Here is a 16,629-nt window from a genome sequence, read left to right on the forward strand (position 1 = left end):
CAACCTCCAATCGTTAACGGGCTTCCTTTTGCTCAAGCCGTTCAATTCTCTTCATATACAACAACCGCTCATTCTCTTCTTTATCTTTTAAAATCCGTTTCTTCTCTTTCCACTTTTGATACGCGGATAAAGCATAATATAGTGCTTTTTCATAGTCTTTCACTTTATGCTCGTAATATTTAGCAAGTTCAATGTCACAGTCTTCATCATTTGTATTCTGTGATAATGCAAGCCAAATGTCGATAGATTTATGAATTTGATCTTGTTTTTTGTAAATTAGAGCAAGCGCTTTTTTCGCTTCTTTCTCATAACGTCCAATTGTTTTTGCATAAAGTACCGCAGCGTGATCTTCTTCTCCTACCGCTTCCCACCAACGAGCAGATTGATACTGCTCCTCAGCGGTTAACGACTTCCCTTCCACGTCGAGCAGAAGATGTGAGATTCGAATATAAAGCGTAATTAACGACAAAATATCTTCTTCGTTGTGCTTTAATACCCCTTCAATGAGCTCTGGATCAGGATCTTTCACAAATTCAAAATAAAGCATAGGGGCTAAATAGCCTGGAATGTCTTCCTTACGCTCAAAACCTAACTGCTGTTCTTCTACATTGGCGAGTCTAACAGATTCCATTTCATTTTTCCAAAAACGTCTTGCCCCGTGCAAAAGATCAAAGTGGCCAAATTGAGGTAACTTCGGTACTTGCTCGCGTATTAACGTATGACGTGTTTTCACCTGCGGCCAATCAAACGCTTTGCCATTGTACGTCACAAGGTTCTTCAGTTCGTTCACATCGTCGAGAAAAGCCTTGTACATAGGCACCTCCGCCCCTGGTCCAGGCAAAAAATACTGATTAATAGATATTCCATTTTCTGTATACTGGCTATATCCGAGTAAAAAGATCGTATTGCCAACTCCACCACCTAGACCTGTTGTTTCTGTATCAAAAAACAGCAAATCAGAAGGGGTAAGATGCTTAGACGAAAGCGGATGAGCACGGTGGTGATTATTCCAGCGTTCCACCACGTTTTCAAGCTCTTGAAACACATAACGACCATGCTGATAGCTAGTCGGATATTGCTTTTTTCTTATAAGTGCATAGTCTCCGTCAAGAAAATAGGGATGCGCATGAAGCTCTTTCCATTTTTGAAGGTGAGGCACGTCCACAGTAGGCTGCTCCACTTTCGCTTCAACGTCATCCGCTTCGCTCAGGTTCATATGCTTTTTCATTCGATTTAATTTAGCTTTCAGTGACATGAGAATGTTCCCCTCTTAAATATTCAAGTAAATAGATAGCGGTTTGCTTGCTATTTTCTCCCGTTTCACCTGATACTCCAACACAGGACGGGCAGCCACTTTCACATTCGCAATTCACGACAATCGATTCCGCTTCCTTTAGAATGAAGCCTAATTCTTTGTATACTCTTTCGGATAATCCGATTCCTCCTGGATAACGATCATAAAAGAATACGGTCGGCTTGTTAGAATGCACAGCTTTAATTTGAGGTGTAACATGCAGGTCAGACACATCGCACATGACGAAGAGAGGAGCAACGTTTCGAAGGACATTCCCAAGACCGAGTAATCCTTCCTCCAACCGATTTTCTCCCATTGTTTGGACAAAGCTTTCCGGGAAATCAAACCAGCATGCATTCGTATGAAGCTCTTCTTCAGGAAGATGAATCGGACCAGACCCGATGTTTTCATGCGTCTCAAATTTAATTTTCTTAAAAATTGTTGCCATTGCGTTGACCATTACTTCTCCATAAGTGGCTGTCGTATGCGGCAGTGGTTCATGCTTGTCTTCTTCCAAAACCTTCAGCTGCACAGCAAGATTTGCATCCGTATAGTAATCAACATCCACTTCTCGGACCCACGCCTTTTTTTCATCATAGTCAAGCAGTTCCACTTGATATTGTACACCCTGATGAAGATAAATCGCTTCTTCATGAAGCAATGTCATAGCACTAAACCGATCCATTTCTCCAATCACTTTCACATTCGAAGCTGTCGTTTGATCAATAATCACAACATTTTCCTGAGACGCAGAGCGCAGACTCACATTGTGAGCTGGGAAAGCATCGTTCATCCAGAACCACCGATTTGCCCGATGGTGAAGGAGTTGTTCATCCGTTAAAAACTCCAACACGTCTTCAATGTTTTCTCCACCAAACGTATCTCCTTGTTGAAATGGAAGCTCATATGCGGCACATTTTACGTGATCAACAAGAATAATTAAATTATTAGGATTTACTCGAGCTTCTTCCGGGTTTCGTTCAAAAAAGTAATCCGGATGAGTGATCATATATTGATCAAGGGGACTTGAGCTCGCAACAACAAACACGACAGATTCATCCTGGCGACGCCCTGCACGACCGGCTTGCTGCCAGGTGCTTGCAATGGTGCCTGGATATCCTGTTAGAACACAAGCCTGAAGTTGACCAATATCAACACCTAGCTCGAGAGCATTCGTACTAACGACCCCTTTAATATCTCCATTCCGGAGACCTCTTTCAATCTCTCTTCTTTGTTTAGGTAAATACCCTCCTCGATATCCCATGATGGAGCGTGGCCCTAACTCTCGCTGTTCCAACTGCTGCAAGTAGGTGAGAAGGATCTCAACACGAACACGACTCCGCGCAAAAACGATTGTTTGAATGTTGTTTTTCAGCAGTTCTACTGCTAAATTTCTTGCTTCAAGCGTAGCGGAACGTCTGATATTAAGTGCCTGATTGACAACGGGGGGATTATAAAGAACAAAGTGTTTCCGGCCGGTAGGCGCGCCATTGTTATTAATCAATGTAATTTGTTCTCCGGTTAGCTCTTCGGCAAGCTCTTTCGGATTTGCAATCGTTGCTGATGTACAAATAAAAATAGGGTTACTTCCATAAAATTGGCAAATGCGCTTCAATCTTCGAATCACGTTAGCGACATGGCTTCCAAATACACCACGATACGTATGAAGCTCATCAATCACAATTACTTTAAGATTTTCAAATAGTGAGACCCACTTTGTATGGTGAGGAAGAATAGCAGAATGCAACATGTCTGGATTCGTCATAACGATGTGTCCTGCTTTACGAACTATTTGTCTAATCGTTGGAGACGTATCTCCATCGTACGTATACCCTTTTAAATCAACTTCCATCTCATCAATTAACTCATTGATCTCACTCTTTTGATCCTGCGCAAGTGCTTTTGTTGGGAACAAATAAAGAGCCCGACTAGAAGGATCTTTCAATATCGTATCTAGAACAGGCAAATTATAGCACAAGGTTTTTCCTGAAGCGGTTGGTGTAACAGCTACGAAGCTGTTTCCTTTTGAAGCCTCATCATATGCTGTTGCTTGATGGGTGTATAATTGTTGCACTCTTCTTTCTTCAAGAGCTTTCTGAAGCTCCGGCTGAAGCCCTTGTGGAAAAGGCGCTGTTTTCCCTTCCTTCGGTTCAATCGTTTTCCAGGTTACGATATTAGACCGATACTTTTCCTCCTGCTGAAACATCTCCAGAAGCTGGGGCAGTTTCTTTTTTCTTTCCATCCGATCACCTCAAAAATTATTCTATGTCTATTGTAGCGAATACGCGTTCGAATGGATACCGTTTTGATTGGAAAGTCCCCTTTTCCATTACCTTCTAACGATCGATCGAAATACGCAATCAATTCTATTTTGATCCATAACACGCCTTTCTTTTAAGAGCCGAGCTTTTTTCTCTAATTGATTTAACTCTTCTTCAAGATTGCCTATTAAGTGTTCTGGCTTACGAAGCGTTTCTCTTCTGAATAACGTCTTTCCCTGTATTTTTATATGATCATGAACCGATGAATCTTGGAGAAGTTGAGGGAGAGTTAACCGAGGAAGGCTTTCATTCTCCAAAATCCACCTTCCAAAAAGAATCGATTTTAAAGCATAAAGCATCCCTTTTTGATCGGATCGTTCTTCCTGTGCTTTTAAATTTGTTATTCCCATCTTAATATAATGAAACAATAATGGTTTTACTGAAAAACAATCCGTGCTTAATTCCCTAAGCATTTTCACTTCTTCCGTTTCCTTGTATATAGTCGGTGAAATGAACCACTCCAGAATGGAAGGATTCGATTTACCTATTAAAAAGAGCGTCTTTCGTATATCCCACCCGTGGAATTCAACTTTTCCGATGTTCACTTCTAAAACATCAGTCTGAGGAAATACCGTTAAATACCACTCTAAATCGTGTTTGTAAATAAACCGTATATCATGATCACTGTTCTCATTCTCATAACCGAAAGCGCGACTCCCCGCTTCACATGCAAATAAAATCGTAATCTTATTCTTTTCTTCTAACTCCTTAAGCGTTGTTGTGATCGTGCTCATGACATAACCTCTTTATCGACAAAAAGCTACCAGGTTTAGCCCGGTAGCTTTTTCGTTTATTTTTCTAATTCTTTCATGACTTTATCCACGTCGGTCTCAGGAAGTGAACAGCTAAAATTTTCACAAATGTAGATGGTCGTTTCGTTTGTTTTCTCAAAGTTAGCAACGAATGGGGCTGCTTCTGTTAGTTCCGTCGGATCTTCGACGCTCATTACGGTTAGTTCAGGTAAAAAGTTTTGCTGTAGAAACTGTATCAATCTTTCTTTATTGCGATCTTGGTTTGAACCGACGATGACCACTTCTTTAGAAGAAGATCGTGCATAGAGCTTACTCATTAAGAAATAAGCATGACCACTTGAATACGATGATACATCACCTGAAAAAGCGGTAAACATCCGATTCGCCCACTTATCATATTTCATTTCGCCGGTTAACTTCGATAAACGTAGCAACTGAAGAACAGCAACGCTATTTCCAGATGGGAGAGCGCCATCGTGAACATCTTTCGGTCTTGCGATCAATCGATCAGCATCATGGCCATATAAGTAGAATCCTCCAGAACTCTCATCCCAAAACAATTGGTGCATATCATCAGAGATTTTTTTTGCTTTAACAAGATATTGGGAGTCATACGTTGCTTCATACAATTCATTTAACGCCCAGAGTCCATACGCATAATCGTCATGATACGCTTTGGATTTCACTTCTCCATCGCGATAACGAGCCATTAAACGTCCATCGATCACCATGTTTTCTTCAATAAATCGATACGACTTTTCAGCTAATTGAGTGTATTCAATTTGTTGAAACGCCCTTCCAGCTTTCGCAAATGCCGCAATCATTAACATGTTCCAACTCGTTAAAATTTTATCATCTTTATACGGATGAACTCGTTTTTCTCTCTCGGCATAAAGTTTCTTTCTTGCTGTCTCCAGTTGTGTTTGGACGTCTTCTTCTGTCAGGTTGAATGATTTAGCAATCTTTGAAAGATCCGTTTTGATTAAGTTAGGAATGTTTTTCCCTTCGAAATTTCCTCTCGCTGTGATGTCATACACTTCAGAGTACAGAGAGCCAAGTTCTTCACCTAAGATTGTGTGAACTTCTTCTTTTGTCCACACATAAAACTTGCCTTCTTCCCCTTCAGAATCAGCATCTTCTGCGGAATAAAAACCTCCATCATTCCCTGTCATGTCACGTTGTACGTATTCGAGTATCTCACAAGCAACTCGTTTGTAGCGTTCATTCCCAGTGACTTGAAATGCTTCGGTATAGGTAAGCGCAAGCATGGCGTTATCATACAGCATTTTTTCAAAATGGGGCACAAGCCATTCCTGATCGACAGCGTACCTCGCAAAACCAAACCCTACGTGATCATAAATGCCACCATTCGCCATAGCATCTAGCGTTCTCGTCACCATCGTTAAGCATAGATCCTGATTATATTGACGATAATACCGTAGCAAATACATCAACATATGAGGGGATGGAAATTTCGGGGACTGACCGAAACCACCAAATATCGTATCAAAGGAATTTTGCATTTGACCAAATGCTTTATGTAACGGCTCTTCTGTTAGTTCTCCACCTTCCGCATTCATTCGTTCTTGCAATGACGCGGTTATTTTATCTCCAATTCCTGTAATTCGCTCAGGATTTTCCTTGTATTGCTGATAAAGCTGCATGATCGCATCTTTAAATCCCGGTAGATTGTATCGACTTTCTTTCGGAAAATAAGTTCCCGCATAAAATGGCTTTTGATCTGGTGTAATAAATACATTCAACGGCCACCCGCCCTGACCGGTTAATCCCTGACAAACCTTCATATAAATGGAATCAATATCAGGACGTTCTTCCCGATCAACCTTAATCGCTACAAAGCGGTCATTTAGAAGTTTTGCCGTCTCCTCATCCTCAAAGCTCTCTCTTTCCATCACATGACACCAATGACAAGTCGAATATCCAATCGAAACAAGCACAGGCTTGTTTTCTCTTTTCGCTTTCTCAAACGCTTCTTCTCCCCACGGATACCAGTTAACTGGATTGTGGGCATGTTGAAGCAAATAGGGGGATTTTTCATGAATTAATTTATTTTCATACGGCTGATTGCTGTTTTTCATTTTGTCACCCTCCGTTTCTTCGCATCATTTTCTTTTCAGTGTATCAAAATGTTGTGCGTTAAAACAAAAATAAGCGGGATCACCGCTTATCGTATGTTTTTTCGATATAGGCTTGTTCTTCTTCTGTTGTCATTAATCTTTCCGCTTTCCCTATCGTTCCTCCATTTAAATTCCAAATGTAGTTATGTACATCAACTGCATTATTAAAGTTTCCTTTATCCCATTTTGTTAAAGCTTCCGTATAAAAATCCTGGTACTTATACTCTTCTGGCGTCCCTTTTACTTTATCTAGCACCTCGAGCATATTATCAATCCGCTCCTCAGAAATTTGATAGATCCCCCACTTATCTTCTGCTATAACTTTTTGATGGGTCATTCCATGTATATAATCCTGAAATTTACTTTCACTTGGAATACCATCTGACGTAATGGATTCTTCACCATCATCCACGTAACGCTCTGGATCAACAGATGAACCCTTTTCATCACTTATAGCTTCAGCTTCTTGTGTTTTTTCTTTTAAACTCCAATCTAAATCTGAAATAAACCAGTACGTAAGTCCAAGGATAAGGACTACCATTGATGTAATTGAAATAACTAACGTTTTTGTTGAAGCCATTAAATGCGACAGCTCCTTACCTCTGATTCCGCCTGTGTGACGTACAGCTTTTGAAATTGTAACTCTCTCAATCTAATAAAGGGTATTAATACCTATTTTTGCATACATTTCTATAAAAACAAGGGAAATAACCTTATTTTCTGAATATTTATCAAAAAAATGAAGAACTTCAGGCTACAACTAGGCGAATGGATTAGCATGTCCGATACCTTCTACATAAAGTATTGATAGATAGGAGGTGGTAATATGGGAAGTCGTCGAAGTGCTAGTAACCGAAGAGCTAACATTAAGCGAAACCGAACTGAAGGTGAAACAAGGGGTCGTTGTGGCTGTAAAGATAATGATACAGCGGGTCGCGAAACCGCTCCTAGCTGTTCTCGATACTGCTCCAACGTTTGTCGCCGTTTATTTCCTTTAGACTTTACACGTTGTTTTAACGACTGTGTGTCGTGCCAAAAAGATGTGGTTTTTGAAACAGATCACGAATTTTACGAAGATTAATGGCTAATCAGAAAGGACAATCCCTTTTTACAGGAATTGTCCTTTTTCCTTCCCCAAACGTATTACCCTAGTATAAATTGACCATGAATATTCCATTGAAATTGATCTGCACGTAACCACATTGTAAGAGCTTCAATGTCATCTGAAAAGACGCGATCTTCCTCAATCGAGGATACGATTGTTCGTCCTTTCTCATATAACTTCTGAGCAGATGTAGAGGCTAATGAAATGCCCCGGATTTCTAATGCTTGCATCGCACATATCATTTCAATCGCAACCACTTTCTGGGTATTTCCTATAATTTGATAAGCATGACGAGCACCAATTGTTCCCATACTTACGTGATCTTCCTGGTTTGCGGACGAAGGGATACTATCCACACTCGCTGGATGGGCGAACGTTTTGTTTTCTGATACGAGGGAAGCAGCCGCATATTGCATAATCATGGCACCAGACTGGAGACCGGGATCCGGGCTTAAAAATGCCGGCAAATCATTTAACTGCGGATTAACGAGCCGTTCCACTCTCCGTTCTGAAATATTAGCCATTTCGGCTACGGCGATTTTGAGAAAGTCCATCGCAATGGCAATAGGTTGACCGTGAAAATTCCCACCAGAGACGACCGTTTGGCCGTTTTCTAAAATAAGAGGATTATCTGTGGCAGCGTTCATTTCAATCTCAAGCTTTTCTTTTACATAACCTAGACTCTGTCTTGAGGCCCCGTGAACTTGCGGCATGCATCGTAAGGAGTAGGCGTCTTGCACCCGTTTTTGTCCTTGATGTGTCACGAGCTTGCTATCACTCGTTAACTTTCTTATTCGTTCGGCAACCTCCATTTGCTCAGGGTACCCTCGTGCTTCATGTATCGCTGAATGAAAGGCGTCAATAATCCCTTCCAGTGCTTCAAGGGTCATCGCGCCGATCCAATCACACTGATCCATTAAACGCTCTGCTTCAATATAGTTGATCACTCCCATCGCCGTCATTGCTTGTGTCCCATTAATAAGGGCAAGACCTTCTTTTGCCTTTAAGGTAAGTGGGGAAATACCTCGTTCATCGTAAACACCTTTTGTTGGTACAATTCTCCCTTGGTAATGAACTTTTCCTTCTCCTACAAGAACTAACGCAAGGTGAGAGAGCGGCGCTAGATCCCCGGAGGCTCCAAGAGATCCTTGACTTGGAATAACGGGAATAATTTCTTCATTTGCTAGATCACAAAGACGTTCGACAACACATGGGCGAACGCCGGAATACCCTTTTAATAACGCATTAAGTCGTAATACGACCATGGCTTTACTGACTGGTTCAGGAAAGTATTCCCCTACCCCACAGGCATGGGAACGTATAAGATGAAGTTGAAGAGTATCGACATCTTTATCTTGAATCCGAACGTCGCTGAATTTACCGAAACCTGTATTAATTCCATACACAGTCTCCCCACTTGCTACGATCTTCTCAACTGCTAACCTGCTTTTCATAACCTTTTCCATACTGATCGGGTCAATCGCAATTCCTTCTCCTTCGTATATGACACGTTTCATTTCCATTAAAGTTAACGTAGAGCCATTTAAATGAACCATACCTATCGCCTTCTCTCATTCAAATTGATCTTCTCAAAACAAAAAGAGGCGGCAATGGAACATACCGTTCCATTGCCGCCTCCTCATCACTCATTACTTTAGGCAGCATTTATCCTATATGATTAATTCCAAGACCAAACGTTTCATGTTCAAGCCCTTTTACTGGAGCGCCAATTGTTCCATAAAAAGCGACAGCAATCCATTCTCCTTCATCAAAATGCTCATAAGGTGAGCCACGGACAATCGCAAAACGTAAGCCCACGGTTCGCATCATGTCTCCTGCACCTATCTGGCCACGCATAACCCCTTCTAATGCCTCTAATATGGCATGATATAAGGCATGCGTCTCTCGATAAAGCTCTTCTGAAATAATCTTATTCCTTTTAGCAGATGTTTCAACAGCTGAAATGACTTTCTGCATACTCATTGATCCAGACTTTCCCTGACAATAATCCACATCTTTCAGCTGATGAGAAAATGGTTCTAGCTCATCAGGAGTTAATGACGCTACGAGCATCGCTAATTTACCAATCAATATCTTTTGTGTCATTTCTCTCACCTGTCCACGTTTCTACTAGTTACTAGTAACTCCTTTTATTGTAAGCGTTATCAATGCTGGTGGTCAAGATGATTCCCTTCCTATAACCTTTCGTTTACAAACTCCCGTTATAAAAGAAAGCATTGTATGAACGGCACTTTTCACCCCGATCTCCCCTACATCTTTTCGAGGATCGAGGCAAACGATGTCCATCGCCTTCACTTTCGGATGCTCACCCGCTAACTGAACAGCGTCAAACAACTCTTCCGTTCTCATACCTCCAGGAGTTGCTGCGGGCGCTGCTGGATTACAAGAAATATCAAGGACGTCCATGTCGACCGTTAAGTAAATCGTGTCAACGGTCTTTTCAAGTTGAGCTAAGGCATCTTGAAGGACATGATGGATACCCTTTTTTCTTACTGTTTTCATCGTCGTGTAATGAACCCCATGTTCATCAGCATATTTTTTTAGCTCTAAACTATTAAAAAAACCGTGAAGTCCGATATTATGCACGTGCTTTCCTTCCACCGTATGGCTTTCTATGACCTGCCTTATTGGCGTACCATTTGCGGGCCCTAAATCCTCTAAGTTTCGTAAATCAAAATGTGTATCTAATTGCAAGATACCAATCGTCTCATTTTGATGCACCTGCTTCCAGCCTTTAATCAACATGGCCGTTATCGAATGATCCCCGCCCATCGTTAAAGGTATTGTATGGGGGTGCTGTTCTCTCATCGCTACCATAGCCTGTTGAATTTGATCATGGGTATACCGTATATCTGTCACATGCTGTTTAACATCACCAAGATCGATTGCTTTTAAATGAGCTAGATCAACGTCCTCGTCAAGATTATAGGTACGAAATGAACGCCATGCTCTTCGCATCGCATCAGGATTCTCACTTGCTGCGGATGTACTAATCGATGACTTTGATAAGGGAACACCGAGAATGGTAATGTCGTAGTCTTCCCAATTTGGCGTTGATTCTCCTATCGTTTCAATCCATTCATTCACCGTAAGATCAAATTGTTCATCCGTTTGCTTTGACCAAATCATGGTTGGGCGATTTAACATTGGGTATGGATATCCCCTCATAAAAGGTGTCCTCCTACGACCAGCGCCACGCCTCCTTTAATCACAGTATCGACATGATTCATTCCATACTGATAGGAAAGAGTAAGGTAATTAGGTACATCAAATATTGTGATGTCCGCTTTTTTACCAGCTTCAAGACTCCCTGTAGTATCCGCACACCCAACCGCATGTGCAGCATTAATGGTTGTCGCAGTTAATACCTCTTCAGGTGTCATCCCCATTTTCAAGCATCCAAGATTCATGATAAAAGGAAGAGAGAGTGTAGGAGATGAACCAGGATTTGCATCCGTAGATAGTGCTATACCTACTCCAGCATCTATCATCTTTCTTGCTTGAGCAAAATCAGCCATTAGGAAAAACGCCGTACCCGGAAGTAGTACTCCCATCACGCCTGCTTCAGCCATATCCTTTATTCCCTGATCTGATGCTCTTAGAAGATGATCAGCCGAAATAGCCCCAACAGAAGCCGCTAACTCCGCTCCTGCATAAGGTTCAATCTCATCAGCGTGAATTTTAGGAATAAGTCCGTAATCTTTACCAGCTTCTAGTATGCGCTTTGATTGATCAGGGGTGAAAACGCCACGTTCACAGAAAACGTCATTAAACGTTGCCAGCTTCCGATTGGCTACTTCTGGAATCATTTCGGAAATCACTTTCGATACAAACGTTTCGGGGTTACTCTTTTCTGATAAAGGAATTGCGTGCGCACCCATAAACGTGGAAATCACATCGATCGGATGAGATTCATGTAGTTGTTTCGCAACTTCTAATTGTTTTATTTCATGTTCTAATGACAGACCGTAACCGCTTTTCGCTTCAACTGTTGTCACTCCGTGTAATAAAAATTGATTCAAACGTTTTCTAGACTGTTCGAACAATTCTTCATAACTTGCTTTTTGTGTCGCACGCGTAGTGGCATGAATGCCTCCACCAGCTTCCATAATTTCCATATATGTCTTCCCTTGTAACCGCATCGCGTATTCATTTTCTCTCGTACCAGCATGAACAAGGTGCGTATGGGGATCGATTAACCCTGGAGTTACCACTTTTCCCGCCGCATCAATTTGCTCTGAAAGTGCCACTGAATCTTTGTATTTCGCTACCATTTCGTGCGATGATCCAACTTCCACAATGATTCCATCTTCTATATAGACAGCGCCATTTTCAATCAGTCCTATTTGCGACATTTTCTCTTTTATTGCTGGACGGTCAGAGTACCCTGACATTGTGATCAGCTGTGCAGCATTTTTTATTAATAGTCGTGCAGTCATATCGCTCTACCTCCTATTTCTTTCGTAGCATCGGAACATGAATGCCTTTCTCCTCTGCCGTTTTCTTCGCTAAATCATAGCCTGCGTCAACATGACGAACAACACCCATTCCAGGATCTGTTGTTAAAACACGTTCAATTCGCTGCTCTGCCTCTTTCGTCCCGTCTGCCACAATAACCATACCTGCGTGGAGCGAATAGCCCATACCAACACCACCGCCATGGTGGACGCTAACCCAACTTGCCCCACCAACACTATTAATCATCGCATTTAAAATCGGCCAGTCAGCAACTGCATCGCTTCCATCTTTCATTGCTTCGGTCTCTCGATTCGGCGAAGCGACGGAGCCAGAGTCAAGGTGATCACGGCCAATCACAATCGGAGCACTTAATTCCCCGTTCGCCACCATGTTATTAATGATCTTCCCAAACTTTGCTCGTTCCCCATACCCAAGCCAACAAATACGAGAAGGAAGTCCTTGAAAACTAATTTTCTCTCGCGCCATACGAATCCAATGACAAAGGTGCTCGTTGTCACTAAACTCGTTTAAAATCACTTCATCTGTTTTATAAATATCTTTTGGGTCTCCAGACAGAGCTACCCAACGAAAAGGGCCCTTCCCTTCGCAAAACTGCGGTCGGATATAAGCTGGTACAAATCCAGGAAAATCGAATGCACGTTGAACGCCTTCATCTTTAGCAACTTGGCGAATATTATTCCCGTAATCGAATGTTACGGCTCCTTGCTTTTGCATCTCAAGCATTGCTTCTACGTGTATGGCGATACTTTGTTTTGCTAGTTTACTATATTGATTTGGACTCTCTTTACGAAGTTTCCCTGCTGCTTTTATATTTAAGTTAATAGGGTAATAGCCGTTTAAAGGGTCATGAGCAGAAGTTTGATCAGTTAAAACGTCAGGAATAAATTTATGATCGATCATCTTTGGTAACATTTCTGCTACATTACCAAGCAAACCAATGGAAAGAGCTTCACCTTTATTTCGGGCTTTCTTAGCCATTTCAATCGCTTCCTCAAGATTAGCGGTTGACGTATCAAGATAGTTAGTATCGATTCGTCGCTGAATCCGTTTTTCATCCATTTCGATTGCAATACAAACGCCTCCGTTAAGAGTGACGGCAAGTGGTTGCGCCCCGCCCATCCCTCCTAAGCCTGCTGTTAACGTAATCGTATTCCTTAAACTACCATTAAAATGCTGCTTCCCACATTCAGCAAATGTCTCATACGTTCCCTGTACAATCCCTTGACTGCCAATGTAAATCCAGCTCCCAGCTGTCATTTGTCCATACATCATCAACCCTTTTCGATCGAGTTCATGAAAGTGGTCCCAATTTGCCCAGGCAGGCACCAAATTTGAATTAGCCATCAGCACTTTAGGCGCATCCTTGTGAGTCTTAAAAACAGCTACTGGCTTCCCAGATTGGATCAAAAGTGTTTCATCATTCTCCAGTTCCTTCAATGAACGAACAATCGCTTCATAGCACTCCCAATTCCGCGCCGCTTTCCCGATTCCACCGTAGACTACGAGATCCTCTGGATTCTCAGCGACATCAGGATGTAAATTATTACTGAGCATTCGTAAAGCAGCTTCCTGAATCCATCCTTTGGTATGGAGAACTGTGCCTCGATACTGCTCTACTTTGGTTGCTTTTGTATCCGCCATCTTCGTCACCCTTTCAGAATCATTTCCTAATAAAATCGTAGCATCTGATACAGAAACGATATAGATAACCAGATTTTGATTAATAGGAAATACTTTATAAACAAGAAGACCATTTCGATAAACAACAAATAATTTATAGTATTTTTTTTAGAAAAGTCAATTAAACTATTTATCTCTTATGATTTAAGATAGCGAATTATGGGTAATGTCAATAAGTGATCTTTAAAGGAAAAATCACACTCTATGTAAACTCATGCCCTGATTAAAATCCGATGATTTTCTTAAACAGCGATCCTTGGATAAATCCATAGAAAATTTGGTGTTAATTATGATGGAAAAATGGGAAGAGTATAGATGGTTGCATGATGAAGTTTAGAATTAAAAGGAGTGGAAAAACATGAACAACAGTCAATTTGACAAAATCAAGAACGGAACAGGATTTATTGCAGCGCTTGATCAGAGTGGTGGAAGTACACCTAAGGCTCTTGCAGAATACGGTGTTCCTGAAGATTCCTACTCTAATGAAGAGGAAATGTTTGATCGTGTCCATCAGATGAGAACAAGAATCATTACTTCACCTGCTTTTAGTGGAGAGAAAATTCTTGGCGCTATCCTATTTGAACAAACGATGGATCGTGAAATTGAAGGCAAGTATACAGCTGACTATCTTGCAGATAAGGGGATTGTCCCTTTCCTAAAAGTAGATAAAGGACTAGCCGATCAAGAAAATGGCGTTCAGCTTATGAAACCAATTCATGATTTAGATGAAACGCTTGGTCGTGCAAGTGAACGTAAAATTTTCGGTACAAAAATGCGCTCGGTCATTCATGAGCCAAATGAAAGTAGTATCAAGGCTGTTGTAGAGCAGCAATTTGATATCGGTAAGCGAATACTTGGTGCTGATCTTATGCCAATTATTGAACCAGAAGTAAACATTCACAGTGAAGACAAAGAGAAATCAGAAGAAATTTTACGCGAGGAAATCCTAAAACAGCTTAATGATTTGTCAGAAGATCAAAATGTGATGCTTAAACTTTCGATTCCTACAAGAGCGAATGCGTATAAACAATTAATTGAGCACCCTCGTGTATTGCGCGTTGTTGCGCTATCAGGTGGGTATTCACGTGAGGAAGCGAACGAAAAGTTAAAAGAAAACGATGGTCTTATTGCAAGCTTCTCTAGAGCGCTTGCTGCTGATTTAAATGCTAATCAGTCTGATCAAGAATTTAACGATGCTTTACAGAGCGCAGTGGACTCTATTTACGACGCTTCCGTAAATAAAAAATAATAAGCTCTAAATGGAAGGGGTGAGGATACAACATGGTATCCTCACCCCTTCTTCATATTCACATGCCCTCTTTTCGATATTCGCCAGGTGTTTTACCAGTGGATTCTTTAAAAACCCGGCTAAAGTAATTCGGGCTTTTAAAACCTACATGACTTGCAATGGACTGAATGGATTCTTTTGTTGAGGTGAGAAGCTCTTTCGCTTTGTAGATACGTGTCGAACTTAGTATTTCACGAAACGATTGACCGTAATTTTGAGTTAATGTGTGACTTAAGTAAGCTGGATTACGAAGCACATGATCCGCTACTTCATTCAATGTAAGAGCGGGATTATGATAATGATCATCAATGTATGTTAAGGTTTCTTCGATGACATTTCTTTTTAAAGCAGGACGAGAGTCAACTGAATCATGTAGAAGATTCGTAAGAAATAAGATCAAATCTTGAACGATGCGATAAAGAATAGGACTGTATAAAATCGATTCAAATACCTCTTTATATAAGGCTTCACTTCGATTATCGGTCATTCCTTTACGAATCATAAATCGTCTTATTTGAGCAAGGATACTCGTTAAACGCGTTCGCAAAAGACCTGGCTCTGGATAAGGAGATTCCATGCCATAAAAGTGCTCGTACATCCAATTTTTCAATTCTTCGATTCGACTTTCCTCAAGCATATAAACCCAATGACGCTGTTCTGTTAACGTTAGAAAAGGGTCGATATCATGCCACTCCTCGTCTTGATTGGAATGAAGAACTTGTTGATAGCCAGTAAAAAAAGATATTTCCATCACCTTTCGTAATTTCATATAAATTTGATGCAAGGAATGGTCGGTCATTCCTTGATGCACTGCAATGACAATAGACTCTCCATTCATCTGTTCCCATTCACGTAAAAACCGCTGCGCCTGATGAATAGGTTCATGTATCAGTTGGTCAAAAACAAGGACAATTCGATCCGTTGTTGAGAACACAAGTGGCGTAGATGAAAAGTTAAACTGATCAATAAATTGGCGTAACTCACTGAGAAAGCTTCTTTCCTCCGTTTTCATTAAGTAAACCGGAGCGCGATAGGTCAATTGATCATCAATAAATAAGGATTTATACCAAAGTGTTTGGTGTGACTTTTCCCCTTTCTCTCTCCTTTTAAAATCCGCAACATTCCGAAAGGCTTTCTGTAAAGAGGTTTTTATTTCCAAAGGCGATAGCGGTTTCACGATCAAGTCTAATGCGCCGATTTCAATCGCTTCTGTGGCTTTTTCAAAAGTTGGCTCGGCTGTTACTGCAATCACTTCTGTAGTATAGCGATCAATAAACGTTTTCATTAGATTCCATTTATCCCGAGGGATCATGTCCAATTCAATAAAAAGGATGTCGGGTAATTCTTTTTCTAAAACCATCATAACCTCTGTCAACTGATTAACCGTTTCCACTGATGTAATAGGAAATGAATACTTTGAGATTAACCATTTCAATCCGATTAACTCCTGGGAATCACGATCTCCAACCACTAGTTTGTACATAAGTCATTTGCCCCTGCTTCCTTATTCCATTTTCGTTCACACAGAAGAGATTCTTTAGATGCCTCCTC

Annotated in this window: 13 protein-coding genes; 2 read left to right on the plus strand and 11 right to left on the minus strand. The window is 41.1% G+C overall.

Annotated elements, in window-relative coordinates; genetic code table 11:
* Nucleotides 1-13 precede the first annotated feature (13 nt).
* The 5 genes from ATG70_RS08085 to ATG70_RS08105 form a co-directional block, all read right to left on the minus strand.
* Nucleotides 14-1,255 (minus strand): ribonuclease H-like domain-containing protein, encoded by a 1,242-nt coding sequence (locus tag ATG70_RS08085; protein ID WP_098443818.1) that lies wholly within the window; start codon nt 1,253-1,255, stop codon nt 14-16.
* A complete protein-coding gene (locus ATG70_RS08090; protein WP_098443819.1) occupies nt 1,239-3,536 on the minus strand; it encodes a DEAD/DEAH box helicase in 2,298 nt (765 codons plus the stop codon). Before ATG70_RS08090 ends, ATG70_RS08085 begins: the two co-directional genes overlap by 17 nt.
* Nucleotides 3,537-3,623: 87 nt before the next feature.
* A complete protein-coding gene (locus ATG70_RS08095; RefSeq protein ID WP_098443820.1) occupies nt 3,624-4,349 on the minus strand; it encodes a nucleotidyltransferase domain-containing protein in 726 nt (241 codons plus the stop codon).
* A 56-nt stretch (nt 4,350-4,405) separates the two neighbouring features.
* On the minus strand, nt 4,406-6,466 hold the full coding sequence (locus ATG70_RS08100; protein WP_098443821.1) for a thioredoxin domain-containing protein: 2,061 nt from the start codon (nt 6,464-6,466) through the stop codon (nt 4,406-4,408).
* A 79-nt stretch (nt 6,467-6,545) separates the two neighbouring features.
* The gene (locus tag ATG70_RS08105) at nt 6,546-7,085 is read right to left on the minus strand and encodes a DUF6241 domain-containing protein (protein ID WP_098443822.1); all 540 of its coding nucleotides are present in this window, start codon (nt 7,083-7,085) and stop codon (nt 6,546-6,548) included.
* A 262-nt stretch (nt 7,086-7,347) separates the two neighbouring features.
* Here ATG70_RS08105 and ATG70_RS22450 point away from each other — a divergent pair, with 262 nt between their 5' ends.
* Nucleotides 7,348-7,503 carry a hypothetical protein gene (locus ATG70_RS22450; RefSeq protein ID WP_179886222.1) on the plus strand — a complete coding sequence of 52 codons (156 nt, stop codon included), beginning with the start codon at nt 7,348-7,350 and terminating at the stop codon, nt 7,501-7,503.
* Between the two features lie 145 nt (nt 7,504-7,648).
* Here the strand turns inward: ATG70_RS22450 and hutH are convergent, their stop codons facing one another.
* The 5 genes from hutH to hutU all read right to left on the minus strand — a co-directional run bounded on the left by hutH (nt 7,649) and on the right by hutU (nt 13,751).
* Nucleotides 7,649-9,166 carry a histidine ammonia-lyase gene (gene hutH, locus ATG70_RS08110; protein ID WP_098443823.1) on the minus strand — a complete coding sequence of 506 codons (1,518 nt, stop codon included), beginning with the start codon at nt 9,164-9,166 and terminating at the stop codon, nt 7,649-7,651.
* A 109-nt stretch (nt 9,167-9,275) separates the two neighbouring features.
* Complete coding sequence (hutP, locus tag ATG70_RS08115) at nt 9,276-9,716, minus strand: hut operon transcriptional regulator HutP (protein ID WP_098443824.1); 441 nt, start codon at nt 9,714-9,716, stop codon at nt 9,276-9,278.
* Between the two features lie 72 nt (nt 9,717-9,788).
* Nucleotides 9,789-10,799 (minus strand): agmatinase family protein, encoded by a 1,011-nt coding sequence (locus ATG70_RS08120; protein ID WP_098443825.1) that lies wholly within the window; start codon nt 10,797-10,799, stop codon nt 9,789-9,791.
* Nucleotides 10,796-12,070, minus strand: a complete 1,275-nt coding sequence (hutI, locus tag ATG70_RS08125) for an imidazolonepropionase (protein WP_098443826.1) — start codon at nt 12,068-12,070, stop codon at nt 10,796-10,798. The genes ATG70_RS08120 and hutI overlap by 4 nt, the downstream gene beginning before the upstream one ends.
* Before the next feature lie 13 nt (nt 12,071-12,083).
* Complete coding sequence (gene hutU / locus ATG70_RS08130) at nt 12,084-13,751, minus strand: urocanate hydratase (RefSeq protein WP_098443827.1); 1,668 nt, start codon at nt 13,749-13,751, stop codon at nt 12,084-12,086.
* Nucleotides 13,752-14,148: 397 nt separating this feature from the next.
* Here hutU and ATG70_RS08135 point away from each other — a divergent pair, with 397 nt between their 5' ends.
* A complete protein-coding gene (locus ATG70_RS08135; RefSeq protein ID WP_098443828.1) occupies nt 14,149-15,039 on the plus strand; it encodes a fructose bisphosphate aldolase in 891 nt (296 codons plus the stop codon).
* Nucleotides 15,040-15,097: 58 nt separating this feature from the next.
* On the opposite strand, the gene ATG70_RS08140 is transcribed toward ATG70_RS08135, so the two are convergent.
* The gene (locus ATG70_RS08140; RefSeq protein WP_098443829.1) at nt 15,098-16,561 is read right to left on the minus strand and encodes a helix-turn-helix domain-containing protein; all 1,464 of its coding nucleotides are present in this window, start codon (nt 16,559-16,561) and stop codon (nt 15,098-15,100) included.
* Nucleotides 16,562-16,629: the final 68 nt, after the last annotated feature.

It is taken from the genome of Bacillus sp. es.036 (genome assembly GCF_002563635.1).
GTDB lineage: Bacteria > Bacillota > Bacilli > Bacillales > Guptibacillaceae > Guptibacillus.

Bases quoted from the DNA above. Each gene is read 5' to 3' on its own strand.
- ATG70_RS08085 (WP_098443818.1), bottom strand. From the start codon at position 1,255: ATGTCACTGAAAGCTAAATTAAATCGAATGAAAAAGCATATGAACCTG.
- ATG70_RS08090 (WP_098443819.1), bottom strand. From the start codon at position 3,536: ATGGAAAGAAAAAAGAAACTGCCCCAGCTTCTGGAGATGTTTCAGCAG.
- ATG70_RS08095 (WP_098443820.1), bottom strand. From the start codon at position 4,349: ATGAGCACGATCACAACAACGCTTAAGGAGTTAGAAGAAAAGAATAAG.
- ATG70_RS08100 (WP_098443821.1), bottom strand. From the start codon at position 6,466: ATGAAAAACAGCAATCAGCCGTATGAAAATAAATTAATTCATGAAAAA.
- ATG70_RS08105 (WP_098443822.1), bottom strand. From the start codon at position 7,085: ATGGCTTCAACAAAAACGTTAGTTATTTCAATTACATCAATGGTAGTC.
- hutH (WP_098443823.1), bottom strand. From the start codon at position 9,166: ATGGTTCATTTAAATGGCTCTACGTTAACTTTAATGGAAATGAAACGT.
- hutP (WP_098443824.1), bottom strand. From the start codon at position 9,716: ATGACACAAAAGATATTGATTGGTAAATTAGCGATGCTCGTAGCGTCA.
- ATG70_RS08120 (WP_098443825.1), bottom strand. From the start codon at position 10,799: ATGAGGGGATATCCATACCCAATGTTAAATCGCCCAACCATGATTTGG.
- hutI (WP_098443826.1), bottom strand. From the start codon at position 12,070: ATGACTGCACGACTATTAATAAAAAATGCTGCACAGCTGATCACAATG.
- hutU (WP_098443827.1), bottom strand. From the start codon at position 13,751: ATGGCGGATACAAAAGCAACCAAAGTAGAGCAGTATCGAGGCACAGTT.
- ATG70_RS08135 (WP_098443828.1), top strand. From the start codon at position 14,149: ATGAACAACAGTCAATTTGACAAAATCAAGAACGGAACAGGATTTATT.
- ATG70_RS08140 (WP_098443829.1), bottom strand. From the start codon at position 16,561: ATGTACAAACTAGTGGTTGGAGATCGTGATTCCCAGGAGTTAATCGGA.